At 70.6% G+C, this 24,457-nt stretch carries 20 protein-coding genes; 10 read left to right on the top strand and 10 right to left on the bottom strand.

Annotation, left to right across the window (positions count from 1 at the left end; translation table 11 throughout):
- Positions 1 to 49: 49 nt before the first annotated feature.
- The 5 genes from PG878_RS04585 to PG878_RS04565 all read right to left on the bottom strand — a co-directional run bounded on the left by PG878_RS04585 (position 50) and on the right by PG878_RS04565 (position 5,186).
- Entirely contained in the window at positions 50 to 748 is a 699-nt protein-coding gene (locus tag PG878_RS04585; protein ID WP_010341358.1) for a TorF family putative porin, read from the bottom strand.
- Between the two features lie 306 nt (positions 749 to 1,054).
- Positions 1,055 to 2,095, bottom strand: coding sequence for a sulfate/molybdate ABC transporter ATP-binding protein (locus tag PG878_RS04580; RefSeq protein ID WP_209031975.1), 1,041 nt, complete (start codon positions 2,093 to 2,095; stop codon positions 1,055 to 1,057).
- Positions 2,096 to 2,102: 7 nt separating this feature from the next.
- Positions 2,103 to 3,059: a sulfate ABC transporter permease subunit CysW gene (cysW, locus tag PG878_RS04575; protein ID WP_244672686.1), complete on the bottom strand. Its 957-nt coding sequence runs from the start codon at positions 3,057 to 3,059 to the stop codon at positions 2,103 to 2,105.
- Positions 3,059 to 4,153 carry an ABC transporter permease subunit gene (locus tag PG878_RS04570; protein WP_311186022.1) on the bottom strand — a complete coding sequence of 365 codons (1,095 nt, stop codon included), beginning with the start codon at positions 4,151 to 4,153 and terminating at the stop codon, positions 3,059 to 3,061. Before PG878_RS04570 ends, cysW begins: the two co-directional genes overlap by 1 nt.
- A gap of 10 nt (positions 4,154 to 4,163) precedes the next feature.
- On the bottom strand, positions 4,164 to 5,186 hold the full coding sequence (locus PG878_RS04565; RefSeq protein WP_244672685.1) for a sulfate ABC transporter substrate-binding protein: 1,023 nt from the start codon (positions 5,184 to 5,186) through the stop codon (positions 4,164 to 4,166).
- Positions 5,187 to 5,380: 194 nt separating this feature from the next.
- Between PG878_RS04565 and kbl the strand changes: the two genes are divergently transcribed.
- A complete protein-coding gene (gene kbl / locus PG878_RS04560; RefSeq protein ID WP_209031973.1) occupies positions 5,381 to 6,583 on the top strand; it encodes a glycine C-acetyltransferase in 1,203 nt (400 codons plus the stop codon).
- A gap of 1 nt (position 6,584) precedes the next feature.
- A complete protein-coding gene (locus PG878_RS04555; RefSeq protein WP_209031972.1) occupies positions 6,585 to 6,977 on the top strand; it encodes an HNH endonuclease in 393 nt (130 codons plus the stop codon).
- Here the strand turns inward: PG878_RS04555 and PG878_RS04550 are convergent.
- The 4 genes from PG878_RS04550 to PG878_RS04535 all read right to left on the bottom strand — a co-directional run bounded on the left by PG878_RS04550 (position 6,928) and on the right by PG878_RS04535 (position 10,906).
- The gene (locus PG878_RS04550; protein WP_425611761.1) at positions 6,928 to 7,758 is read right to left on the bottom strand and encodes a pseudouridine synthase; all 831 of its coding nucleotides are present in this window, start codon (positions 7,756 to 7,758) and stop codon (positions 6,928 to 6,930) included. The two genes, PG878_RS04555 and PG878_RS04550, sit on opposite strands and share 50 nt — an antisense overlap.
- 49 nt (positions 7,759 to 7,807) lie before the next feature.
- Complete coding sequence (locus PG878_RS04545) at positions 7,808 to 8,305, bottom strand: hypothetical protein (RefSeq protein ID WP_019801306.1); 498 nt, start codon at positions 8,303 to 8,305, stop codon at positions 7,808 to 7,810.
- A gap of 314 nt (positions 8,306 to 8,619) precedes the next feature.
- Positions 8,620 to 9,717: an OmpA family protein gene (locus tag PG878_RS04540; RefSeq protein WP_160966123.1), complete on the bottom strand. Its 1,098-nt coding sequence runs from the start codon at positions 9,715 to 9,717 to the stop codon at positions 8,620 to 8,622.
- A 277-nt stretch (positions 9,718 to 9,994) separates the two neighbouring features.
- The gene (locus PG878_RS04535) at positions 9,995 to 10,906 is read right to left on the bottom strand and encodes a LysR family transcriptional regulator (protein ID WP_209031970.1); all 912 of its coding nucleotides are present in this window, start codon (positions 10,904 to 10,906) and stop codon (positions 9,995 to 9,997) included.
- Between the two features lie 99 nt (positions 10,907 to 11,005).
- On the opposite strand from PG878_RS04535, the gene PG878_RS04530 reads away from it, so the two are divergent.
- The 6 genes from PG878_RS04530 (at position 11,006) to PG878_RS04505 (ending at position 19,640) form a co-directional block, all read left to right on the top strand.
- The gene (locus PG878_RS04530) at positions 11,006 to 12,256 is read left to right on the top strand and encodes an MFS transporter (protein ID WP_209031969.1); all 1,251 of its coding nucleotides are present in this window, start codon (positions 11,006 to 11,008) and stop codon (positions 12,254 to 12,256) included.
- Entirely contained in the window at positions 12,253 to 13,551 is a 1,299-nt protein-coding gene (locus PG878_RS04525; RefSeq protein WP_209031968.1) for an SGNH/GDSL hydrolase family protein, read from the top strand. The genes PG878_RS04530 and PG878_RS04525 overlap by 4 nt, the downstream gene beginning before the upstream one ends.
- A 46-nt stretch (positions 13,552 to 13,597) precedes the next feature.
- Positions 13,598 to 14,632: an aldo/keto reductase gene (locus PG878_RS04520; RefSeq protein WP_209031967.1), complete on the top strand. Its 1,035-nt coding sequence runs from the start codon at positions 13,598 to 13,600 to the stop codon at positions 14,630 to 14,632.
- A gap of 42 nt (positions 14,633 to 14,674) precedes the next feature.
- Positions 14,675 to 15,697 carry a zinc-binding alcohol dehydrogenase family protein gene (locus PG878_RS04515; protein ID WP_209031966.1) on the top strand — a complete coding sequence of 341 codons (1,023 nt, stop codon included), beginning with the start codon at positions 14,675 to 14,677 and terminating at the stop codon, positions 15,695 to 15,697.
- Between the two features lie 481 nt (positions 15,698 to 16,178).
- On the top strand, positions 16,179 to 18,227 hold the full coding sequence (locus PG878_RS04510) for an NADPH-dependent 2,4-dienoyl-CoA reductase (RefSeq protein ID WP_209031965.1): 2,049 nt from the start codon (positions 16,179 to 16,181) through the stop codon (positions 18,225 to 18,227).
- A gap of 84 nt (positions 18,228 to 18,311) precedes the next feature.
- Positions 18,312 to 19,640 (top strand): MFS transporter, encoded by a 1,329-nt coding sequence (locus tag PG878_RS04505; RefSeq protein ID WP_209031964.1) that lies wholly within the window; start codon positions 18,312 to 18,314, stop codon positions 19,638 to 19,640.
- A 103-nt stretch (positions 19,641 to 19,743) separates the two neighbouring features.
- On the opposite strand, the gene PG878_RS04500 is transcribed toward PG878_RS04505, so the two are convergent.
- Positions 19,744 to 20,865 (bottom strand): ROK family protein, encoded by a 1,122-nt coding sequence (locus PG878_RS04500; protein ID WP_209031963.1) that lies wholly within the window; start codon positions 20,863 to 20,865, stop codon positions 19,744 to 19,746.
- 113 nt (positions 20,866 to 20,978) lie between these two features.
- On the opposite strand from PG878_RS04500, the gene PG878_RS04495 reads away from it, so the two are divergent.
- Both PG878_RS04495 and PG878_RS04490 read left to right on the top strand, forming a co-directional pair.
- Positions 20,979 to 23,477: a TonB-dependent receptor gene (locus tag PG878_RS04495; RefSeq protein WP_209031962.1), complete on the top strand. Its 2,499-nt coding sequence runs from the start codon at positions 20,979 to 20,981 to the stop codon at positions 23,475 to 23,477.
- Positions 23,478 to 23,500: 23 nt separating this feature from the next.
- Positions 23,501 to 24,397, top strand: a complete 897-nt coding sequence (locus PG878_RS04490; protein ID WP_209031961.1) for a glycerophosphodiester phosphodiesterase family protein — start codon at positions 23,501 to 23,503, stop codon at positions 24,395 to 24,397.
- The last annotated feature ends 60 nt before the right edge of the window (positions 24,398 to 24,457 follow it).

The raw sequence follows: 24,457 nt of genomic DNA, 5'->3' as shown, positions 1-24,457 counted from the left end.
ACGAAGGGCGCCTTGCGGCGCCCTTCGTCGTTACACCGCGGCAATCCGATCAGAACGCGATCGTGCCCGAGACCACCACGCGGTGACCGGCCAGGCGCTCGGTGAAGTTCTCCGGGCCCTTGTTGTCGGTGTCGTAGTAGCCCACGCTCAACGCCAGCGGGCCGACCATCTTGCCCACGCTGACGTTGTAGTCGGTGTAGTCCTGGTACGCGGTCAGCGCGCTTTCGTAGGTGGTGCGGCCGACGTGCGCGCCGACGCTGAAGCCCTGCGGCAGCGACCAGTTTCCGTCCAGCGCGTAGTAGAAGCTGTCCTTGTCCAGGTTGTACACGTTGTCGGTGTACGCCACGGTCAGGGTGTAGGTCTTGAGGAACTTGGTCTTGGTGATCAGTTCGTTGTAGTTCAACCGGCCGGCGCCCGGGTAACCGTAGCGGTTGACCATCACGTCGAAGTTCCAGTCCGGCGAGAAATCGACGTTGTAGCCGACGAAGCCGTCCGTTTCCCAATCCGGATCGCCCGCGCCGAAATCGACGTTGGAACCCCAGGCGCCCACGTACAGGCCGAACGGCGAGGTGTAGGTGAGGCCGGCCTGGAACGCCGGACCCTTGTCGGTCTGGGAGACGCCACGGAACACGTAGTCGCTGACCACGCCGTAGGAGCCGGTGATCGGCGAGGTGGGCGCGTCCTGGGCCAGGACGGTGAGCGGCGAAGCGGCCAGTGCGACGGCCAGGGCGAGAGTGGTCTTGTTCACCGGTCATTCTCCTGCTGTTGACGAGGGATGGGGTTGCAGCGCTGGCGCAGCGGCGCCTTCACGGTTTTTTAACCGCTTTGATCTTGCAGTGCAACAACTTTTCGTCCGCTGCGCGACATGACCGGACACACAGCCGTCGGTCCGGAGTCAGGCGCGGACATCCCCGGCCCGCCGATCGCGGTCAAGGGCCTGCCAGACAGGCGGGGCGGCCGACGGCCTGGCGGTCAGGCCGCGACCGAGCGGACAACCGCCATGGCACCGGCACGCAGGCGTGTCAGCAGCCGCTGAAGGTGGCGCAATGGCGCCTCAATCGGGCCGGGCGAAGACGCCGTAGCGGCGCGCACGCAGGTGCAGCGGCTGGCCCGGCGCATAGTCGGATGCGCCCTCGCCCGCCGGCAGTTCCACCTCCACCTCGTCGTGGCCATGCGCCAGTTGCGCACGCAGGCGCAGGCGCGGGCCGCTGCGCTGGATCGACAGCACCGTCGCCGCCCAGCCCTCGCTGCCCGGTGCCAGGTCTTCCGGCCGCACGTACAGCTCGACCGGACCGCTGGACAGCGGCGTCGACGGCGCCGGCAAGGCCAGCCCGCCGACCTGCACCGCCCCGTCGTGCAGGCGCGCCGACAGCCGGTTCACCGCGCCCACGAATCCATACACGAAGGGCGAGGCCGGCTGCTCGTAGACCTGTGCCGGGCTGCCGACCTGCTCGATCCACCCGCGGTGGAGGATCGCCACGCGGTCGGCCAGCTCCAGCGCCTCTTCCTGGTCGTGGGTGACGAATACCGTGGTCAGGCCGGTACGTTCGTGCAGCTCCCGCAACCAGCGCCGCAGGTCGCGGCGGACCTGCGCGTCGAGCGCGCCGAACGGTTCGTCGAGCAGCAGCACGCGCGGCTCGATCGCCAGCGCGCGCGCCAGCGCCACGCGCTGGCGCTGGCCGCCGGACAGTTGCGCCGGGTAGCGCCGCTCCAGGTCGTGCAACTGCACCAGCGCCAGCAGCTCCTGCACCCGCGCGCGGATACGCGCCTCGCTCCAGCGCGCCTCGCGGCGCACGCGCAGACCGAAGGCGACGTTCTCGTACACGCTCATGTGCTTGAACAAGGCGTAGTGCTGGAACACGAAGCCGACCCGGCGCGCCTGCACCGACAGCGCGGTGGCATCCTCGCCGTGGATCAGCACGCGTCCGCGATCGGCATGTTCGAGTCCGGCGATCACCCGCAGCAGCGTGGTCTTGCCGGAGCCGGACGGCCCCAGCAACGCCAGCAGTTCGCCCTGGCGGATGTCCAGGCTGATGTCGTCGAGCGCGGCGAAGTCGCCGAAGCGCTTGCCCAGGTGCTGTACGCGGATGCTCATTGCAACCTCAATGTCGGTGAGTGGCGGCCAGCGCCGCGCCGTGGCGCCAGTGCAGCCAGGACTTCACGGCGAGCGTCAGCAGCGCGGTCAGCGCCAGCAGGCTGGCGCAGGCGAAAGCCGCGCTGTAGGCGTACTCGTTGTAGAGGATCTCCACATGCAGCGGCAGCGTGTTGGTACGCCCGCGGATATGCCCGGACACCACCGACACCGCGCCGAACTCGCCCATCGCCCGCGCACTGCACAGCAGCACGCCGTACAGCAGGCCCCAGCGGATGTTCGGCAAGGTCACCCGGCAGAAGGTCTGCCAGCCGCTGGCGCCCAGGCTCAGCGCCGCCAGTTCCTCGTCGTCGCCCTGCTGCTCCATCAGCGGCATCAGCTCGCGGGCGATGAACGGGAAGGTGACGAAGGTGGTCGCGAGCACGATGCCCGGCAGCGCGAACACGATCCGCGGCAGGTGCAGCAGGACCTCGCCGAACAGCGGCAGGTGCAGGCGCACGCCCTCGTCGATCAACGGCCAGGCCCAGCCGTTGCGGCCGAAGATCAGGATGAACAGCAGGCCGGCGACCACCGGCGACACCGAGAACGGCAGATCGATCAGACTCACCAGCAGGCGCTTGCCGGGAAAGCGATGCTTGCTGACCGCCCAGGCCGCGGCCACGCCGAACACCAGGTTCAACGGCACCACGATCGCCGCCACCAGCAGGGTCAGGCGAATCGCCGCCAGCGCGTCCGGATCGGAGATCGCACGCCAGAACACGCCGACGCCGCCGCGCAGCGCCTCGACGAACACCAGCAGCAAGGGCAGCAGCAGGAACGCCAGCAGGAAGCCGAGCGCGCCGCCGATCAGCAAGCGCCGCACCCAGCGCGGTTCGTCCACCACCGAGGCCTGGGCGTGCACCGGAATGGAGGCTGCATCGGCCTGCCCGGGGCCGCGTGCCGCCAGCGCGGCCACCACCGACGCCATCACGCCACCGCCCTGCCGCGCCGCGCGAACCAGGCCTGCGCCGCGTTGACCAGCAACAGCGACAGCAGCGACAACAGCAGCATCGCCGCGGCGATCGCACTGGCGCCGCCGTAGTCGAATTCTTCCAGGCGGATGGTGATCAGCAACGGCGCGATCTCGGTGGCGTTGGGCAGGTTGCCGGCGATGAAGATCACCGAGCCGTACTCGCCGACGCCGCGCGCGAACGCCAGCGCGAACCCGGTCAGCACCGCCGGCCACAGCGTCGGCAGCAGCACCCGGCGCACGGTCTGCCAGCGCCCGGCACCGAGCGTGGCCGCCGCCTCCTCCAGCTCGCGCTCGGCCTCGGCCAGCACCGGCTGCACGATCCGCACCACGAACGGCAGCCCCACGAACACCAGCGCCACGACGATGCCCAGCGGCGTGTAGGCGACCTTGATCCCGCCTGCGCCGCTGCCGTGCATCAGCCCGGCATAGCCGATCAGCAGGCCACCCACGCCCAGCGCGACCAGGCTGAGCACCGCGACCGTGCCGAACAGGCGCTGCAGTGCGCGCAGCGGTGCCGGCAGCAGCGCCTGGCCGCGCCGCAGCAGCGCGTAACCGGTGGCCGACAACGCCAGCAACAGTGACAGCCGCGGCCACCACCAGGCCAGCACCGGCAGGCTGGCCGCCAGCGCCTGCGCCGGCTGCTCCAGCCACCGGCCGATCCAGCCGTTGCTGCCGTACAGCGCGGTCAGGGCGATGCCGGCCACCGCCGTCGGCAGCGCGAACGGCAGGTCGATCATCGCGTCGAACAGGCGCTTGCCGGGAAAGCGATAGCGCACGAACACCCAGGCCACCCAGGTGCCCATCACCGCATTGAACGCGGCCGCGGCCAGCGCGGTACCGAAGCTCAGGCGCAACGCCGCCAGCACCCGCGGCTCGCTCCACACCCGCCACACGCCTTCCCAACCCAGCCCACTGGTCTTGAGCAGCACCGCGAGCAAGGGGATCAGCACCACCAGCCCCAGCCAGGTCAACGTGATGCCCAGGCTCAGCCCGAGCCCCGGCATGACCCGGCGCTGGCGCGGTGCGCGGGCAACGGCAGCGGCGGTCACGGCCATCGCGTCACTTGCTCGCCTGGATCTGGTCGAACAGGCCGCCGTCGTCGAAGTGCGTGGCCTGCGCCTTTGCCCAGGAGCCGAACGCCTGATCGATGGTCACCAGGCGCACCTTCGGCAGCCGCGCCAGATCGGCGCGATCGGCGTACTCGGGATGGCGCGGCCGGTAATAGTGCCTGGCCGCAATCTTCTGTCCTTCCGGCGAGTACAGGTACTTCAGGTACTCCTCGGCGACCGCGCGGGTGCCGTGCTTGTCCACGTTCTTGTCGACCAGCGCCACCGACGGCTCGGCCAGGATCGACAGCTTCGGCACCACGATCTCGAACTTGTCCTGGCCCAGTTCCTGCTGCGCCAGGAACGCCTCGTTCTCCCAGGCCAGCAGCACGTCGCCGATACCGCGCTGGACGAAGGTGGTGGTGGCGCCGCGCGCGCCGGTGTCCAGCACCGGCACGTTGCGGAACAGCGCGCGCATGTAGTTGAGGATGCGTTCGCGATCGCCCTTGAAGATGTGGTCGGCGTAGGCCCAGGCGGCCAGGTAGTTCCAGCGCGCGCCGCCGGAGGTCTTGGGATTGGGGGTGATCACCGACACGCCGCTGCGCAGCAGGTCCGGCCAGTCCTTGATGCCCTTGGGATTGCCCTTGCGCACCAGGAACACGATGGTCGAGGTGTACGGCGCGCTGTTGTCGGGCAGGCGCGTGGCCCAGTTCGCGTCGATCAGCTTGCTCTTGGCGGCGATCGCATCGACGTCGTAGGCCAGCGCCAGCGTCACCACGTCGGCCTCGACCCCGTCGATCACCGCGCGCGCCTGCTTGCCGGAGCCGCCGTGCGAGGTCTCCACCGCGACCTGCTCGCCGGGATGCAGTTGCGCCCAGTGCTTGGCGAAGGCGGCGTTGTAGTCCCGGTACAGCTCGCGGGTGGGATCGTAGGAGACGTTGAGCAGTTGCGTCTCGGCGGCGGCCGCGGCCCCGGCGAGCACGCACAACGCGAGCGCGAGGAGCGGGCGCCAGCGGCGCGACGGAAGGCTGGACATGGACGGTTCTCCGGGAAACCCACAGGTAAACGCCGCGGCCAATGCCCGCCGCGGACCATGACGCATGCTGCGCAGCGGCAGGCGACGGGTGAAATGACTTCCCGGCAGCGGCTCATGCCATTTGCGCATGACGACACCGACGCCTGCGGGCACCGCGGTAAAATCGCCACTTCTTTCCGCCGCGCGTGCCCGTCATGACCGACTCCCGCCTCACCCAGCACTACGCCGAGGAACTGGACGCGATCCGCGCCCAGGGCCTGTTCAAGTCCGAGCGTATCATCGTCGGCCCGCAGGCGGCGGAAATCGTCCTCGCCGACGGCCGCCGCGTACTCAACTTCTGCGCCAACAACTACTTGGGCCTGGCCGATCATCCCGACCTGATCCAGGCGGCCAAGGACGCGCTGGACACGCACGGTTTCGGCATGGCCTCGGTGCGCTTCATCTGCGGCACCCAGGACCTGCACAAGCAACTGGAGGCGCAGATCGCCGCGTTCTTCGGCACCGAGGACACCATCCTCTACGCCGCCTGCTTCGACGCCAACGGCGGCCTGTTCGAACCGCTGCTGGGCGAGCACGACGCGATCATCTCCGACGCGCTCAACCACGCCTCGATCATCGACGGCGTGCGCCTGTGCAAGGCCAAGCGCTTCCGCTACGCCAACTGCGACATGGCCGACCTGGAAGCGCAGCTGCAGGCGGCCGACGCCGCCGGCTGCAAGACCAAGCTGATCACCAGCGACGGCGTGTTCTCGATGGACGGCTTCATCGCCCCGCTGGACGAGATCACCGCGCTGGCGAAGCAGTACGACGCGCTGGTGCACATCGACGAATGCCATGCCACCGGCTTCCTCGGCGCCAGCGGCCGCGGCTCGGCCGAGGTCAAGGGCGTGCTGGACCGGATCGACATCTTCACCGGCACCCTGGGCAAGGCCATGGGCGGTGCGCTGGGCGGCTTCACCACCGGCCGCCGCGAGGTGATCGAACTGCTGCGCCAGCGCTCGCGGCCCTACCTGTTCTCCAACTCGCTGCCGCCGCACGTGGTCGCTGCCGGAATCAAGGCCTTCGCGATGCTCGACGCCGCCGGCGACCTGCGCGCGCGGCTGGTCGAGAACACCGCCTACTTCCGCGAGCGCATGGCCGCCGCCGGGTTCGACATCAAGCCCGGCACCCATCCGATCTGCCCGGTGATGCTGTACGACGCGCCGCTGGCGCAGCGCTTCGCCGAACGGCTGCTGGAGGAAGGCATCTACGCCATCGGTTTCTTCTTCCCGGTGGTGCCCAAGGGCCAGGCGCGGATCCGCACCCAGATCAGCGCCGCGCATACGCGTGAACACCTGGACCGGGCGATCGACGCGTTCACCCGCATCGGCCGCGAACTGGGCGTCATCACCGTCTGAGATGCGCGCCGCGCTGCGCCAACGGCTGTTGCTGGCGGCGCAGACCGACGCCCAGGCGCAGCCGGCGGCCGGCGGTTGGCACAGCCGCTGCCTGCATTGCCGGCGGCGGCTGGATCTGCGCGGCGACGGCGAGCCGCTGGGCCACTGCTCGCTCGAGCACGTGGTACCGCAGGCATGGTTCGGCCGCCGCGCGGCAGCGGCGCTGTGCGCCCAGGTCGGCGACGACCCCAACGATGCGCGCAACCTGGCGCTGGCCTGTGCCGGCTGCAATCACGCCAAGGGCCGCCACCACGATGCACGCGGGCCGCAGGACGCGCGCGCCCGTGAGGTGGTCGCCGCCCTGCTCAGCGCGCGGCTGGCGCGCTGGCGTCCGCCGCCGGCGCCAACGCCGTGACTTCGGCGGCGCTGAGTTCGCGCCATGCGCCCTTGCCCAACTCGCCCAGCGCCAGCTCGCCGATCGCCACCCGCACCAGCCGCAGCACGTCCAGGCCCAGCGCGGCGAGCAGCCGCCGGATCTGCCGGTTGCGGCCTTCGTCCAGCACCACTTCCAGCCAGGCATGGCGTTCGCCCTGGCGCAGCAGGCGCACCTGCTTGGCCCGCAACGCTTCGCCCTCGGCAATCACGCCGGCACACATCCGCGCCAGTAGCGCCGCGTCGGGGATCGCATCCACCTGCACGTGATAGGTCTTGTCCGGACCGCTGACCGGATCGGTGACCCGCGCCGCCCATTGCGGGTCGTTGCTGAACAGCAGCAGGCCCTCGCTGGCCTTGTCCAGGCGTCCAACCGGCGCCAGCCAGGGCAGGCCGGCGCCGTCGAAACAGCGGTAGACGGTATCGCGGCCGCGTTCGTCCTGCGCGCTGGTGACCAACCCACGCGGCTTGTTGAGCATCAGGTACAGGCGCGCGGTGTCGGCCAGCGGCGCGCCGTCCACGGCCAGCCGGTGGCGGCCCTGCAGGATCGGGAACTCGGGATCGGTGACGATGCGCCCGTCGACGGCGACGCGGCCGGCGGCAATCCAGCGCGCGGCTTCGGTGCGCGAGCACAGGCCCAGCTTGGACAGGGTGCGGGCCAGGCCGTGCCGCGGCGCGGCGGGCGCGGCGCCGCGCGCAGGCAGGCGCGGACGCGCGGGCGGCGCCGGGGAGGACGCCGGACGGCGGGAACGCGGCGGCTTCACCCCTCGCACGGCGTCGACGGGCGCGGCCGCAGGCGGCCGCGCACCGGACTTACTGCTTGTTGGCCTCGGCCGGAGCCGGTGCCGGCGCCTCGGCGGCAGCCGGTGCCGGGGCCGGACGCGCCTTGACCACGCGCACGCCGCGCGCCTTCATCCAGGCGTCGAACTCCTCGGCGGTCATGCGCTTGCCGTTCTGGCTCATGTCGAACCGCCAGGGGGTGTTGTCGAAGGCGGTGGCCGGCTTGTAGGCAGCCGGGTCGTTCGGCTTCACCGCGCCCGGGGTGGCGTTGGCCAGGCTCTGGCAGCCTTCGGCGCGCAGCCGCAGCAGCACGCGGTCCAGCGACTGGTCGCTGCTGTAGGACTGGGTCAGCACGCCGCTGGGCATGCCCAGCTGCACGTTGCGGCTGAACAGTTCCGAAGCGACCGGCGCAGCGACCGTGGCCGGCAGCGCCAGCGGCTTGGGCAGCAGATCGCCGGAGCAATCCGGTGCGGCGTGGGCCGCAGGAATCAGGGCAAGCGCGAGCAGGCTGGCCGTCACGATACGCAGCATCGGTTTTTTTCCATTCAGGCGGTTCGACGAGCGAGTGTAGGCAGGCCCCGGCGTGCTTTCAACTGTTACCGGCACTACATGCGCTAAATAATTGGGATTGCTGAAAAAGTTCAGCTTGAACGCGTCGCGAGCGAGGGGCGGCGCCCGGCCTCCGCGTAGGGGCGGCTTTAGCCGCGATAGGCATTCCCGGGAACGTCTGTCGCGGCTGAAGCCGCTCTACGACGATCAGGCGAGGACAGCGCAACGCATGCCTTACCCCACAAAAACAAAGCCCGGCACGAGGCCGGGCTTTGCTTGAGACTGGAAGCGTCCGATTAGTTCTGGACGTTCAGCTCGGTACGACGGTTCTTCGCACGGCCTTCCGGATTGTCCGAACCATCCGGGTTGGTGTTCGGGGCAATCGGACGGCTCTCGCCGTAGCCGATCGGACCGACCAGACGCGAAGCGTCCACGCCGTTCTTGGTCAGGTAGTCGTACACGACGCGGGCGCGACGCTCGGACAGCTTCTGGTTGTAGGCTTCGGTACCCTTCGAGTCGGTGTGACCGGCAACCTCGACGCGCAGGTCGGGGTAACGCTTCAGGATCTCGGTGGCCTCGCCCAGGATCGCCACGGCGTCCGGACGCAGGTTCGCCTTGTTGAAGTCGAAGTTGACGCCCTTCAGGTCGATCGACACCGGCACCGGGCAGCCGTCCGGACCGATGGTCTGGCCAGGCTGGGAGTTCGGGCACTTGTCGTCGCAGTTGTTGACGCCGTCACCATCGTCGTCCAGGTCGGCGCAGCTCGGCGCAGCGGCCGGCGGCGGCGGCGGGGCGACCGGGGCAGCCGGCGGCGGGCCCAGCGGGATCACGACGCCGACCGAAGCCAGCACGTCGCCGAACCAGTTCTGCGACGGAGCGGCAACGCTCTGGTCGTCGAAGTCAGCGCGGTAGGCCACTTCGGCACGCACGGCAACGCGCTTGTCGAAGGTGGTCTGCAGACCGACGCCGGCCTTGGCGGCAAAGTTGCCGTCCTTGCGCTGGCCCGGGGAGACCGGACCGCCGGTGTCGAACTCTTCTTCCGAGCGCTGGTAGCCCAGGCCGAACAGCAGGTACGGGTTCCAGCCGCGGCCTTCCTGGATGAAGTGGCGACGCAGGTCGAACGAGATGCCGTACTGGCTCCAGTTCAGGTCCTGGTTCTTGTCGAAGTTCGGGTTCTGATAGTTCAGCTCACCGTCCAGCGACCAGTTCGGGTTGATGAACTTGCCCAGGCCCAGGGTGACGAACGGCGCATCGTTGGTGGTGCGGTCCTTGTCCTGGAAGTTGAAACCAGCCGAACCGGTCAGGTACCAGCGGTCGTCGAATTCCTGCGCGGACGCTGCCTGGGCGACGGCCAGACCGCCCAGCAACGCGGCGGTGAGAATTTTCTTGTTCATTAATACAACTCCTTGTTTCGGGGAGATAGAAACCGGTAGAGGCATGGTTCAGTACAGATGTCTCGTCACATCCAGACGGCCGTTTCCGCACGCCATCGCCGCGCACATTATGCGCGGCATAGTGAAGATGGCGTTAACGAGCACGTAACATGTGAAAGTCAACGCCAGCCGCTGCCAGGCCGTGGATACACCCTATACAGCTTGATGAAATCCCGCAATGCGGCAGGCGGATGACCGTTTGCGGTCGTAGACAAGGGCCCGCAGGGCGACCCAGGTCTCACCCCGGCCGTGCCCACGGCGGCGGGTCCGCCAGCTCGGCCTGCATGAACTCGACGAAGGCCCGCACCCGTGGCGGCACCAGCCGCCGCTGCGGCATCACCGCGTAGATGCCGGTCTCGGTCAGCGGGTAGTCGGCCAGCACCTGGCGCAGCCGCCCCTGTCGCAGGTCTTCGGCCACGTGCCATTCAGAATGCAGGGCAATACCCTGCCCGTTGACCGCGGCGTCGCGCAGCACCTCGCCGAAGTTGGTCTCCAGCGGCCCAGCCACGCGGACCGCGATCTCGCCGTCCGGTCCCTGCAGCCGCCAGGTGTCCTGCCGGCCGTCGCTGCCGGTCAGCAGCAGGCAGGCGTGCGCGGTCAGGTCGGCCGGCGTGGCCGGGGTGCCGTGGCGGCGCAGGTAGTCGGGGGAGGCGCAGAGCATGCGGCGATTGCCGGCCAGGCGCCGCGCGACCAGGCTGGAGTCGCGCAGGGTGCCGATGCGGATCGCCAGGTCGAAACCTTCGCTGACCAGGTCCACGACGTTGTCGCTCAGGTGCACGCTCAGCCGCACCTGCGGATGCAGGGCCATGAAGCGCGGCAGCAGGGGCGAGACATACAGGCGCCCGAACGCGGCCGACATCGTCACCCGCAGGGTGCCGGCGGCGGCCACGCCGGCCTGGCGCAGGCCGCCGGCCAGCGATTCCAGGTCCTCGACCAGCGGCCGCCCCTGCTCGGCCAGTTGCAGGCCTTCCGGGGTCGGGTGCAGGCGCCGCGTGGTCCGGTGCAGCAGGCGCACGCCGAGCGCGCGTTCCAGCCGTTGCAGCCGCTGGCTGGCCACCGCCACCGACAGGTCCAGGCTGCGCGCGGCAGCGCTGATCGAGCCGAGGTCGAGCACGCGCAGGAACAGGGCGATGTCGCCGATCCGGTCCATTGTGTGGATTCCATTGAAAGTCGTTCAATATTTTTACTGTTTTTGCTGAAGAGGTGCAGGCCTAGGCTGCCGTCCTCCCGCCACTTCCGGAGCCGCCGTATGGCCGCCTCGCTCGCTCCACCTCCCCAGCAACCCGCTGCAGGGCGCACGCCGCTGGCGCTGTACGCGCTGACCGCCGGCGCGTTCGGCATCGGCACCACCGAGTTCGTGATCATGGGCCTGCTGCTGCAGGTCGCCGCCGACCTGCGGGTCAGCGTTCCGGCCGCCGGACTGTTGATCTCCGGCTATGCGCTGGGCGTGTTCCTCGGCGCGCCGCTGCTGACCGTGGCCAGCCGGCGTTGGCCGCGCAAGCGCGTGCTGCTGGCGCTGATGCTGGTGTTCACCGCCGGCAACCTGGCCTGCGCGCTGGCGCCCAACTACGCGGCGCTGATGGCGGCACGCGTGATCACCTCGCTGGCGCACGGCACCTTCTTCGGCGTCGGCGCGGTGGTCGCCACCACCCTGGTGCCGCCGCAGCGCAAGGCTTCGGCGATCTCGACCATGTTCACCGGGCTCACCGTCGCCACCCTGCTCGGGGTGCCGGCCGGCGCCTGGCTGGGCCTGCACTACGGCTGGCGTGCCACGTTCTGGGCGGTGGCGGCGATCGGCGCGCTGGCCACCGTGGTGATCGCCGCGCTGGTGCCGGCCGACCGCGCCGCGCCGGCGACCGTGCCGCTGCGCGAGGAACTGCGCGCGGTCGGCCGCGCTCCGGTGCTGCTGGGATTGGCGACGACAGTGCTGGGCTATGCCGGCGTGTTCGCCGTGTACACCTATGTGCAGCCGCTGCTGACCCAGGTCACCGGGGTGTCCGAAAGCGCGGTGTCGCCGCTGTTGCTGGTGTTCGGCGTAGGCATGATCGTCGGCAACGTGCTGGGCGGACGCCTGGCCGACCGCCGCCCGCGGCAGGCGCTGCCGCTGAGCCTGGGCGTGCTCGCGGTGGTGCTGGCGGCGCTGACCCTCGCCCTGCCCTCGCCGCCGGCGATGGCGCTGGGCATCGGGCTGCTGGGCGTGGCCGCGTTCGCCACGGTGGCGCCGCTGCAGGTGTGGGTGCTGGGCAAGGCCGGCGAGGCCGGCCGGCACCTGGCCTCGAGCCTGAACATCGGCGCGTTCAATTTGGGCAACGCGCTGGGCGCCTGGCTCGGCGGTCTGGTGCTCGGCCATGGCGGTAGCCTGTCGCAACTGCCGTGGGTGGCGGCACTGCTGACCCTGGCCGGACTGGCGGTGGCGCTGGGCGCGCTGCGGCTGTCGCCGGCCAGCGCAGCGCCCGCCCCCAATCACGGCGCGGGTTGCGCCGCCGGCGGTGCGGCATGAGCCGGCCGCTGGCGACGGCCGCGCTGGCTGCGGCGCTGCTGGGCACACGCGCACTGCCGGCCGACGCCGCACCGCGCGACTGGGTCGCGACCTGGCAGGCCAGCCCGCAGCCGCTGTGGAGCGCCGACTTCCCGTTCCCGACGCAGACGCCGTTCCACCTGTGGCGGCAGACCGTGCGCCAGGTGGCGCGGGTCAGCCTGGGCGGCAACGAGGTGCGGGTGGAGTTGAGCAACGCCTATGGCGACACGCCGCTGCACATCGGCGCCGCGTCGCTGGCGCTGGCCGGCGACGGCGCGGCAATCGTGCCGGGTTCGCAGCGGCCGCTGCGCTTCGGCGGCAAGACCGAGGTGACCGTGCCGCCGGGCGCGCCGGTGCTCAGCGACCCGGTGGCGCTGAGCGTGCCGGACCTGGCCCGGCTCAGCATCAGCCTGTACCTGCCGCAGCCGACCGCGCCGTCCACCTTCCACTGGGAAGGCCTGCAGAGCGCATGGCTGGCCGAGGGCGAGCGCACCGCCGACGCCAGCCTGGCCGACGCGACGGCGCTGCCGGTGCGGCTGTTCGTCAGCGGCGTCCAGGTGCGCCGCGCCGATGCCGTCGGCGCGGTGGTGGCGCTGGGCGACTCGATCACCGACGGCGCCGCCTCGACGCCGGGGCAGGACCGGCGCTGGCCGGACCAGTTGGCCACGCGACTGGCGGCGCAGCGGGTGGCGGTGCTCAACGCCGGCATCTCCGGCGGCCGCGTGCTGCGCGACCGCATGGGCCGCAACGCGCTGGCGCGGCTGGACCGCGACGTGCTGGCGCAGCCCGGCGTGCACACCCTGATCCTGTTGATGGGCATCAACGACATCAGTTGGTACGGCACGCCGTTCGCGCCGGACGATGCGCCGGTGCCGGCCGAAGAGCTGATCGCCGGCTACCGGCAACTGTTGCAGCGCGCGCAGGCGCGCGGGCTGCGGGTGATCGGCGCCACCCTCACCCCGTTCGAAGGTGCCCTGCCGGATTCGCCGATCCCCGGCTACTACAGCCCACAGAAGGAGGCCGTGCGCCAGCAGGTCAATGCCTGGCTGCGCGCCGGCAACGGCTTCGACGCGATCCTGGATCTCGATGCGCTGCTGCGCGACCCCGCGCATCCGGCGCGGATGCGGCCGGAATTCGACTCGGGCGACCACCTGCATCCCGGCGACGCCGGCTACGCGGCCATCGCCGAGGCCGCCGCGCAGTTGCTCGGCGACCCCGCAGCCGCTTCCACCTCCGCTGCGACCGACGCCGTCGACACCGACGCCGCGGCGCGCTGACGCCGTTCCTCACATCCCCTCCCCCTTCCCTCATCAGGAGTTCTCCATGGAATACCGTCATCTCGGCGCATCCGGCTTCAAGGTCCCCGTGCTCAGCTTCGGCACCGGCACCTTCGCCGGCACCGATCCGTTCTTCGCCACCTGGGGCAATTCGGACGTGCATCAGGCGCGGCGCCTGATCGACATCTGCCTGGAGGCCGGCGTCACCCTGTTCGACAGCGCCGACGTCTACTCCGGCGGCGCCGCCGAATCGGTACTGGGCGCGGCGATCAAGGGCCGCCGCGACCAGGTGCTGCTCTCGACCAAGGCCGGCTTCCGCTTCGACCGCGCCGTGCCCAACAGCGTCGGCTCCTCGCGCTTCCATTTGATCCGCGCAGTGGAGGCGGCGCTGTCCCGCCTGGGCACCGACTACCTCGACTTGTTCCAACTGCACGGCTTCGACGCGCACACGCCGGTGGAGGAAACCCTGTCCACGCTCGACGACCTGGTGCGTGCCGGCAAGCTCCGCTACCTGGGCGTGTCCAACTTCTCCGGCTGGCAATTGATGAAGTCGCTGGCGGTGTCCGACCGCCACGGCTGGTCGCGCTATGTCGCGCACCAGGCCTATTACTCGCTGATCGGCCGCGATTACGAGGAGGAACTGATGCCGCTGGGCCTGGACCAGGGCGTGGGTGCGCTGGTGTGGAGCCCGCTGGGCTGGGGCCGGCTGACCGGCAAGCTGCGCCGCGGCCAGCCGCTGCCGGAGAGCAGCCGCCTGCACGACAAGGCGGTCACCGAGGCCGGCCCGCCGGTGGAGGAAGAGCGCCTGTACCGTGTCCTCGACGCACTGGAGACCATCGCCGCGGAGACAGGCAAAAGCGTGCCGCAGATCGCGCTGAACTGGCTGTTGCAGCGGCCGACGGTCAGCAGCGTGATCATCGGCGCACGGACCGAGGAACAGTTGCGGCAGAATCTGGGGGCGGTCGGCTGGACCCTCGATGCCGCCCACGTGCAACAGCTGGATGCGGCCAGCGCCGCGGTCCCGGCGTATCCGTCCTGGCACCAGCGCGGCTTCGCCGAGCGCAACCCGCGGCCGGTCTGAGCCGCGGCCGTGCCCTCCTTTCCCTCACGCCCAGGAGCCTCCATGAAAGCGGTCGCCACCCTCCATCCCCTGCCGATCGACGATCCGCAGTCGCTGCACGACCTTGACCTGCCGACGCCGCCCGCGCCCGGCGGCCACGACCTGCTGGTGCGGGTGGAGGCGGTATCGGTCAATCCGGTGGACACGAAGGTCCGCGGTAACGCATCGCGCGACGCCCAGCCCAAGGTGCTGGGCTACGACGCCGCCGGCGTGGTCGAGGCGGTCGGGCCCGAGGTCGACGGCTTCGAGCCGGGCGACGAGGTCTACTACGCCGGCGACATCACCCGTGCCGGCAGCAACGCGCAGTACCAACTGGTGGATGCGCGCATCGTGGCGCGCAAGCCGGCCACGCTGGACTTCGCCCAGGCCGCGGCGCTGCCGCTGACCACGCTGACCGCCTGGGAACTGCTGTTCCAGCGCATGCCGTTCGACTTCGACGACGCGCGCAACCGCGGCCGCCGCCTGCTGGTAATCGGCGGCGCCGGCGGAGTCGGCTCGATCGCGATCCAGCTGGCGCGGCATGCCGGCTTCGAGGTGATCGCCACCGCCTCGCGGCCGCAGACCCGCGACTGGTGCCTGCAACTCGGCGCACACCACGTGATCGACCATCGCCAGGAACTGGCGCCGCAGTTGCAGGCGCTGGGCATCGACCAGGTGGACGCCGCGTTGAACCTGGCCGACACCGACCGCTACTGGCAGGCGCTGGGCGAGCTGCTGGCGCCGCAGGGCCACGTCGGCCTGATCGTCGAGCCGAGCGGTCCGCTGCACATCGGCGACCCGTACAAGGCCAAGTGCATCGGCATCCACTGGGAAATGATGTTCGCGCGCGCCCGGTTCCGCACCGAGGACATGATCGAGCAGCACCGCATCCTGGCGCGCACCGCCAGCCTGGTGGACGCGGGCGAACTGCGCACCACCCTGACCGAGACGCTGAGCCCGATCAACGCCACCACCCTGCGCGAGGCACACCGCCGCCTGGAGTCGGGCAGCACCATCGGCAAACTGGCCCTGGTCGGCTGGGGCTGAGCGGGCGGCGCAGCGATCGAAACATTCGCGCGATCGCCCAGCCGACGTAACCGCTCCTGCTCCTGCTCCCGCTGTTGCTTGTGCTGTTGCTGTGCTTTTGATCTATCGGGTCCCCTCGGCGCGGCAGCCACGGCGGGCGAATACCCGAAGGGCGACGCGCAGGATGCGCGTCGTTTTTCGCCGGCACAGGGATGTGCCGTCGAAAAATGCCCGTCGTGGCTGCGGACCCGGAGCGCGCAGCGCGGAGGGCGCGCCGCGGGGTGTGCTTTCTTTTGGTCACTTTTCTTTGCACAAGCAAAGAAAAGTGACCCGCGCCAGCGGAAGCTGTTGCTCTTGCTTCGAAGCTCTTAGCTCCAAGCTTCAGAAGTCCAAGCACCAGGACCAAGGCAACGTTTAGGTCTACGCAAAAGCAACGCCCCTCTTGCCGCCAGCCAGGTTTCACGGCACCCTGCGCCCTTCCGTACGCCTGCGTATCCACGCCATGTCGCCCGCCCCCGGCCAGCCCGACCCCACCCCCGCCGCCTACCCGCACCTGTTCGCCCCGCTGGACCTGGGCTTCACCCAGTTGCGCAACCGCATCCTGATGGGGTCCATGCACACCGGCCTGGAGGACCGCGCCCGCGACTTTCCCAAGCTGGCCGCGTACTTCGCCGAGCGCGCCGCCGGCGGCGTCGGCCTGATCGTCACCGGCGGCTTCGCCCCGAACGTGGTCGGCTGGCTGAAACCGTTCGGCGGCAAGCTGTCCTGGCCCTGGGAAGTGCGCCCGCACCGGCAGGTGACCGCCGCGGTGCACGCGCACGGCGCCAAGATCTGCCTGCAGCTGCTGCACGCCGGGCGCTACGCCTATCACCCCTTGTCGGTGGCGCCGTCGAAGCTGAAGGCGCCGATCAATCCGTTCACCCCGCGCGCGCTGTCGGCACGCGGCGTCGAACGCCAGATCGATGCCTATGCACACGCCGCCAGGCTCGCCCGCGAGGCCGGCTACGACGGCGTCGAGGTGATGGGCTCGGAAGGCTATCTGATCAACGAGTTCATCGCCCCGCGCAGCAACCGCCGCAGCGATGCCTGGGGTGGCGACGCCGCCAGGCGCATGCGCTTCGCGGTGGAGATCGTGCGCCGCATCCGCGCCGCCTGCGGGCCGGATTTCATCATCGTCTATCGGCTGTCGCTGGTGGACCTGGTCGAGGACGGCAGCGACTGGCAGGAGATCGTGCTGCAGGCGCAGGCGATCGAGGCCGCTGGCGCGACCCTCATCAATTCCGGCATCGGCTGGCACGAAGCACGCGTGCCGACCATCGCCACCTCGGTGCCGCGCGCAGCATTCGCGGCGGTGACCGCCAAACTCAAGCCGCACGTACGGCTGCCGCTGATCGCCACCAACCGCATCAACATGCCCGACGTGGCCGAGCGCATCCTCGCCGGCGGCGGCGCCGACATGGTGTCGCTGGCGCGGCCGCTGCTGGCCGACCCGGAATGGGCGAACAAGGCGCAGCGCGGCCAGGCGCAGGCGATCAACACCTGCATCGCCTGCAACCAGGCCTGCCTGGACCATGTGTTCGAGAACAAGACCGCCAGTTGCCTGGTCAATCCGCGCGCGGCCGCCGAGACCGAACTGAACTACCTGCCGACGCGCGCGCCCAAGCGCATCGCCGTGGTCGGCGCCGGCCCGGCCGGGCTGGCCTGCGCCACTGTGGCCGCACAGCGCGGCCACCGCGTCGTCCTGTTCGACAGCGCCAGAGAGATCGGCGGTCAGTTCAACGTGGCCAAGCGGATTCCCGGCAAGGAGGAATTCCACGAGACGCTGCGCTACTTCCGCCACCAACTCGACGCCACCGGCGTGGAGCTGCGCCTGCAGACCACCGCCGATGCGGCGCTGCTGGCCGACTTCGACGAGGTGGTGCTGGCGACCGGCATCGTGCCGCGCACGGTGGATTTCCCCGGCGCCGACCATCCCAGCGTGGTCAGCTATCTGGACGTGCTGCAGGGCCGGGTGCAGGCGGCGGACAAGGTGGCGATCATCGGCGCCGGCGGCATCGGCTTCGATGTCGGCGAGTTCCTGGTGCACGCCGGTGAATCGACCGCACTGGACCCGGCGCGGTGGATGGCCGAATGGGGCGTGGACCCGCAGTTCGAAGGCCGCGGCGCGCTGTGCAAGCCGCGCCCGGAACCGCCGGCGCGCAGCGTGTGGCTGCTGCAGCGCAGCCCGGGCCGGCCCGGGGCGCGGCTGGGCAAGACCACCGGCTGGATCCATCGCGCCACGCTCAAGGCCAAGGGCGTGACCATGCTCGGCGGGGTCGAATACCTGGGCGTGGACGACAGCGGCCTGCGCATCCGCGTGGACGGCGCCGAGCAAGTGTTGCCGGTCGGTACCGTGGTGGTCTGCGCCGGCCAGGAACCGCGCCGCGACCTGCATGCGGCGCTGCAGGCCGCCGGTCGCAGTCCGCACCTGATCGGCGGCGCCGACGTCGCCGCCGAACTGGACGCCAAGCGCGCCATCGCCCAGGGCAGCCGGCTGGCGGCACAGCTGTAGGCACGGCCCGCGCCGGCAGCCGGGAGGCCGCCGGCCAAGGGAGCGGACTTGGTGCTGTCGCATCGTGCGGCTATAAGCCTGGGCATGCCGCGCTCCTCGCCCCTGTCCGCTCTCCCCCGTCTGCCGCAGGCGGCGCTGGCGGCATACGCCGGCGCACATTTCGGCAAGAGCCTGCTGTGGTACGCCGGCGAACTGCTGCTGATCTATTCGCTGACCGAACACGCCGGCCTGCGCGCGATCGCGGCCGGTCTGGTGCTGGCGCTGGGCCTGCTGCTCAGCGCCGCGATCGGCCTGGGTGCCGGCTGGGGCCTGCGCCGGCGCCTGCGCGACGTGCGCAGCGCCGGGCGCCTGCAATGGCACGGCCTGGCGGCCGCGGCGCTGGCGCTGCTGCTGGTGTTCGCCGCGCCCTTGCTGCCGCCGCCGTGGCGGCTGGGCTACGTGCTGGCGGTGAGCCTGCTGTTCCGGCTGGCCTACGCCGCCTGCGACGTGGCCCAGAACACCTTGCTGAGCCTGGCGCAGTGGCCCTGGCGCGGCCACGATGGCGCCAGCGCGCTGCGCCTGGCCGGCAGCGGCGCCGCGGCGCTGCTGATCAGCAGCGTGGTCGGCGCGGTGCTGGCGCGGGGCACCGAAGGTAGCAGCCTGGCGCTGCAGGCCAGCGCGGTGCTGGCAGCGGTGGCGATGCTGTGCGCCTGGCAGTTGCAGCGGGTGCTGGGCCGCGCCTGCGTCCATCCGCTACCCGCCGACGCCAAGGCCGTGACCGCAAGCGACCGGGCGCCCTCCTGGCGCGCGATTCCCTGGCAGCCGCTGGCGCTGATCGCGGCGATCTCGCTGACCCTGCCCGCGTTCACCAAGCTCGCCCCGTACGTGGCCGCCTACGGCCTGCTCTCGCCCGGCTGGGGCAGTGCGGTCCTGATCGCCTACGCGCTCGGCACGGTGCTGGTGCAACCGCTGGCCGCGCGCTGGGGCCGGCAGCGCACGCCGACACAGCGGCTGGCCTGGCTCGGCGGCGCCCTGCTGCTGTGTGCCCCGCTGTTCGCCCTGGCGTTGCCGGCGCAACCACTGCTGAGCCTGGCCGCGGCCGCCTGCATCGGCGCCATCGGCGGCAGCGGCGGGCAACTGGTGTGGGCCTGGCATGCGCAGTGCACCGCGACCCGCGCGGTCGCCGAGCACGCGCTCTGCTTCGCCGCGCTGACCGCGGCCGCGCAGGTCGCGCTGGCCGCCGGCGTGGTGCTGATCGGCCTGCTGCTGGACGCGCTGTCCTACCGCGACGGGCATTGCCTGCTGCTGTGCTGGGCGATGGCAGCCGGCCCGCTGCTGTGTGGGGCGTTGTGCCTGCTGCTGGCATGGCTCACCGGGCGCGGCCGATCGCTTCCGGTCGGCGCCGGCCTGGCGGCGAACGTGGGCAGCAGCTGAGACCGCGGCGCACGGTCGACGCCGCCGCGATGCACCGCGGGCGAGCGTCTGGCCCGCAGCATCCGCAGCGCGGCGCGACGTACTCCGCCCGCCGCTGCATGCCTCAGGCGAAAAACGCCTGCTGCAGCGGCATCAACGCCGCGCCCAGGGTCACCGCGTCGCCGACGGTGCGCGCGATGCACAACTGCGGTAGCGGCGGCGCCAGGCCGTGGCGGTTGGGCGCTCGCGGGATGCGGATACGCTCGATCAGGCGCTGCGCGATCGCGGCCGGCAGTCGCCCGCCGATCACGATCGCCTGCGGATCCAGCGCGTAGGCCAGGTAGGCGCACAACTGCGAGAACGGCGCCTCGGCCATGTCCAGCCAGGCGTCCACGCCGGGCGTGTGCGCGTCGATCGCGCCGAGCATCTGCTCGACCCCGGCGTAGTCCTGGCCGGCGGCGCGCACCAGGGACAGCAGCGCGTCCAGGTTCGGATAGGCCATGCCGCCGACGGTCCAGATGCCACCGAACTCGCCGGCGTTGCCGCGGTGGCCGCGGAACAGCCGGCCATCGGCGATGATGCCGCCGCCGAAGCCGTTGGTCAGGTGCAGGTAGACGAAGTCGCGGCAGTCGCGGCCGACCCCGTACAGACTCTCGGCCACCGCCGCCGCCGCGCCGTCGTTTTCCAGCGTGACCGCGCCGCCCATGGCCTCTTCCAGGATCGGCACCAGGTCCACCTGGGTCCAGTCCTCCAGCGCAGGCGGCCCGGCCATCTGCCGGCCCTGCCCGGTGAAGAACGCCGAAATCGCCATGCCGGTGCCGACCACCCGCGCCGGGTCCACCCCGCTCTCGGACAGCAGTTCGGCACGGAATCGCTGCAACTGCGCCAGCACCGGCGCGCGGCGCATGTCGGCCAGGCCGATGCGGCGCTGGCCGCGCACGGTGCCGGCGAAATCCACCAGGGCCAGCGCCACCACGTCGCCCATCAGGCCGATGCCGAAGGCATAGGCGTAGTCCGGCGCCAGCCGCACGTCGACGCTGGGATTGCCGCGGCCCTCGGCGGCACGGGCGCTGAGCTGGACCATGCGGTCCTGCACGAACCCCTGCAGCAGGCGCGCCACGGTGGGCTGCGACAGATCCAGGTCGCGGCTCAGCGCCGCCTGGGTCTGCACCCCGGTCTTGAACACACGGTCGAGCAATTGGCGGCCGCCGGCGCTGACGCGCGGCGGGAAATCGGGATGCGGCATAGGCGGGCGCAAAGCGTGATGGATGCACGAACCGCAACAACCTAGCACGTGGACATCGAAGTTTCATACATGGTAAATAGTATTACCCCCACATTCTTTTACTGGGGGTCTTCATGCGTACCGTTCATCCGCACCCGAGCCTGCTGGCACTCGCGCTCGCGTCCATCCTCGGCAGCGCCACTGCCGTCCACGCCGAGGACGCGCCCGCGCCGCCGGCCGACGCCACCACCACGCTGGACCAGATCGTGGTCACCGGCACCCCGCAGGGCCAATCGCAGAAGGACGCGCCGTTCGCGATCAGCGTGGTGTCCAAGGAACGCCTGGAGCGCAGCATCCCGAGCAGCAGCGTGGACATGCTGCGGGCGGTCCCCGGCTTCTCCGCCGAACCCTCCGGCGGCCAGGGCGGCGGCCAGAACCTGTACGTACGCGGCCTGCCGGCGGGCGGCTGGTACTACGTGCAATACCAGGAAGACGGCCTGACCCTGTTCGACGAGCCGCAGGAAAGCTTCTTCAACGTCGACACCCTGTTCGCGCTGGACATGATGACCGAGCGCCTGGAAGTGGTGCGCGGCGGTACCTCGCCCTTGTTCGCGACCAATGCGCCGGGCGGTACGGTCAATGCCATCACCCGCCACGGCACCGCCACGCCCGAGGGCGCGGTGCGCATGACCGTGGGCAGCGACGGCCTGCGCCGCGAGGACGCCTACAGTTCCGGCCCGCTCAGCGAGAACGTGCTGTACAGCATCGGCGGCTACCACCGCAGCGACGACGGGCTGCGCCGCACCGGCTACACCGCCGACCAGGGCGGCCAGCTGCGCGGCAACCTGACCTTCCTGATGGGCGACGCGGTGCTCGACGTCGACGCCAAGTACCTCAACGACCGCACCGCTTTCTACAACCCGATCCCGCTGGCCGACCCGCGCAATCCGTCGCAATCGCTGTCGGCGCTGATCGATCCGCTGGATGGCACATTGCTGTCCAACGACCTGCGCCATACCACCGCACTGACCTTCGACGGCACTACACCGCTGACGCGCAATCTTGACCTGGCCGACGGCATCCATACCAAGGTCAAGCAACTCGGCACGCACCTGGAATGGGATCTGGGCGACGGTCTGACCCTCAACAACCGCATGCGCTTCGTCGATGCGGAGGTGGACTACACCGCACTGTTCTCCGGCGCCGCGCCCTACGACGCCAACGCCTACCTCAGCACCCAGCTCGGCCGCGCGCGCAGTGGCTTCGGCGCGCGGGTGGCGCGGGTCGGCTACGTCACCACCCGCAACGGCGCCACCTACGATCCGGCAGCGGCCGACGGCCTGGTGCTGGAGAGCGGCCTGTGGAATGCGCGCACCCATCTGCGCACGCTGTCCGACGACCTGCGCCTGAGCAAGGCCTTCGACGACACGGCGCTCGGCCAGCACACGCTGACCGCCGACCTCAACGTGCAGCACGTCGAATTCCGCCAGGACCGGCTGCAGAACACCGTGCTGACCACGCTGCAGAACAACGCGCAGCGGCTGGACGTGCTGGCCTACGATGCCGCCGGCAACGTGGTCGGCTCGGTCACCCAGAACGGTTTCGTGCGCTACGGCAACGGCGTCACCAGCGGCTTCGCCAACGCCACCTACCTGTCGCCGTACCTGTGGGATTCGGTGCGCTTCGGCCGCCTCGGCCTGGATGCGGGCGTGCGCTACACCCGCTACAACGCCAACGGCGGCGTGTACGCCAACACCACGCGCAATCTCGGCGATCCGACCACGCTGGCCGACGACAACGTCGGCGGCCTCAGCGGCGCGTTCAGTCCGCGCACCGATCATCGCCACGCCACACAGTGGACGCTCGGTGCCGAGTTCGCGCTCACCCCGCAGTTGCAGACGTTCGCCCGCTACACCCAGTCGCAGCGCCTGCCGCGGCTGCAGAACGTCTACCAGACCCAGAACGCGGACGTCACCGACATCGACCAGGCCGAGGTCGGCCTGCGCGGCAGCTTCGGCGACACCTTCTCGTTCTCCACGGTCGGCTTCTGGAGCCGCTTCAACGACCTGTCGATCAGCGCCATCGTGCTCGACGGCACAGGGGCGGTGCAGAACCTGGCGCTGGTCGGCAAGACCCGCACCCTGGGCCTGGAGTCGGAGTTCACCTGGCGGCCGTCGCCGCTGTTCGGCATCACCGGCTCGGCGACGCTGCAGGATCCGCAGACGCGCGGCCTGAGCAACGCGACCACCGGACTCAGCTACGGCGACCTGGACGGCAAGCAGATCTCGCGCATCCCGAAGTTCATGGCCTCGCTCAGCCCGACCCTGTACTTCGACATCGATGGCCGACCGGTCGAACTGTCGGCCACCGCCTATCGCATGGGCCAGCGCTATGTGGACTACACCAACGCCACCGCCCTGCCCGCCTACACCACCTACGATCTGGGCCTGTTCGCGCGGCTGAGCGCGCACCTGGAGCTGCAACTGCACGCCGCCAACATCAGCAATGCGCTCGGCCTGACCGAAGGCAATGCGCGCGTGGACACGCTGTCCGGCCAGGGCACCGCCGACGCGATCTACGCGCGGCCGATCTTCGGCCGCAACTACAACGCGTCGCTGACCTGGAGGTGGTGAGCATGCGCTGCCGGAGACTGCTGATGAGCGCAGCGCTGTCGCTGCCGATGCTGGCCCTGGCGGCGACGCCGAGCCTGCCCGAGCGCCTGCGCGACCCACACGGGCCGGCGCTGGTGGTGTCGCACCGCGCCTGCTGGACGTTCGCCTCGGAGAACACGCTGGACGGCATCGCCGCGTGCATCGCGCGCGGCGTGGACATGGTCGAGATCGACGTGCGCACCACCCGCGACGGTGCGCTGGTGCTGATGCACGATGAGACCGTGGACCGCACCACCGACGGACACGGCACGGTGGCCGATCTGGACGCAGCGCAGATCGCCGCCTTGCGCGTGCGCAGCCAGGGTGGCGGCCGCGGCAGCACGCTCACCGCGCGGCATCCGCCGACGCTGGCGCAGGCGCTGGCCATCGCCCGCGGCAAGGTGCTGGTGAACCTGGACGTCAAGGCCGCAGCGCTGGACCAGGTGATCGACGCGGTGGAAGCGGCCGGCGCACAACGCGACGTGCTGCTCAACGTGCCGCTGGACGTGCCGGCGACGGTACTGCAGCGCGCGCGCAAGGCCGACATCGCGGTGCAGGCGCTCTACCTGCAGCGCGAATCGACGCTGCCGCCCGAGCAGGCCCTGCGCCGCGCCGCCGCGTTGCGGCCGGCGGTGGTGCAGTTGATGTTCGACGACCCGGCGGTGCTGGACATCGCGCAACGCGAACTGGCGCCGCACACGCGCCTGTTCGTCAACACCATGACCAACGATATCGCCAGCGGCAGGCCGATGCGGCTGTCGGCCAACTACACCGACCAGCGCGCACTGCGCGATCCGGCCGCGGTCTGGGGCGGGCTGCGCAAGCATGGCGTCAGCATGATCCAAACCGACGAACCGTTGGCATTGCAACGCTACCTGCACGGCACGGACACGCCACGGTAGCCGGCCTCGGTCCAAATCCCGGCGACGCCGCGCGATGACCACGTGCGGCGTCGCCAGGAG

This window comes from Xanthomonas hawaiiensis (genome assembly GCF_031834635.1).
Taxonomy (GTDB): Bacteria; Pseudomonadota; Gammaproteobacteria; order Xanthomonadales; family Xanthomonadaceae; genus Xanthomonas_A; species Xanthomonas_A sacchari.
This window is presented reverse-complemented; position numbering and strand designations above follow the sequence as displayed.

Coding starts and splice junctions, on each gene's coding strand:
- PG878_RS04565 (WP_244672685.1), bottom strand. CDS start 5,186: ATGTCCAGCCTTCCGTCGCGCCGCTGGCGCCCGCTCCTCGCGCTCGCG.
- PG878_RS04580 (WP_209031975.1), bottom strand. CDS start 2,095: ATGAGCATCCGCGTACAGCACCTGGGCAAGCGCTTCGGCGACTTCGCC.
- PG878_RS04545 (WP_019801306.1), bottom strand. CDS start 8,305: ATGCTGCGTATCGTGACGGCCAGCCTGCTCGCGCTTGCCCTGATTCCT.
- PG878_RS04490 (WP_209031961.1), top strand. CDS start 23,501: ATGAGCGCAGCGCTGTCGCTGCCGATGCTGGCCCTGGCGGCGACGCCG.
- PG878_RS04525 (WP_209031968.1), top strand. CDS start 12,253: ATGAGCCGGCCGCTGGCGACGGCCGCGCTGGCTGCGGCGCTGCTGGGC.
- kbl (WP_209031973.1), top strand. CDS start 5,381: ATGACCGACTCCCGCCTCACCCAGCACTACGCCGAGGAACTGGACGCG.
- PG878_RS04510 (WP_209031965.1), top strand. CDS start 16,179: ATGTCGCCCGCCCCCGGCCAGCCCGACCCCACCCCCGCCGCCTACCCG.
- PG878_RS04515 (WP_209031966.1), top strand. CDS start 14,675: ATGAAAGCGGTCGCCACCCTCCATCCCCTGCCGATCGACGATCCGCAG.
- cysW (WP_244672686.1), bottom strand. CDS start 3,059: ATGGCGTCGGTGGTGGCCGCGCTGGCGGCACGCGGCCCCGGGCAGGCC.
- PG878_RS04500 (WP_209031963.1), bottom strand. CDS start 20,865: ATGCCGCATCCCGATTTCCCGCCGCGCGTCAGCGCCGGCGGCCGCCAA.
- PG878_RS04495 (WP_209031962.1), top strand. CDS start 20,979: ATGCGTACCGTTCATCCGCACCCGAGCCTGCTGGCACTCGCGCTCGCG.
- PG878_RS04505 (WP_209031964.1), top strand. CDS start 18,312: ATGCCGCGCTCCTCGCCCCTGTCCGCTCTCCCCCGTCTGCCGCAGGCG.
- PG878_RS04535 (WP_209031970.1), bottom strand. CDS start 10,906: ATGGACCGGATCGGCGACATCGCCCTGTTCCTGCGCGTGCTCGACCTC.
- PG878_RS04540 (WP_160966123.1), bottom strand. CDS start 9,717: ATGAACAAGAAAATTCTCACCGCCGCGTTGCTGGGCGGTCTGGCCGTC.
- PG878_RS04555 (WP_209031972.1), top strand. CDS start 6,585: ATGCGCGCCGCGCTGCGCCAACGGCTGTTGCTGGCGGCGCAGACCGAC.
- PG878_RS04530 (WP_209031969.1), top strand. CDS start 11,006: ATGGCCGCCTCGCTCGCTCCACCTCCCCAGCAACCCGCTGCAGGGCGC.
- PG878_RS04520 (WP_209031967.1), top strand. CDS start 13,598: ATGGAATACCGTCATCTCGGCGCATCCGGCTTCAAGGTCCCCGTGCTC.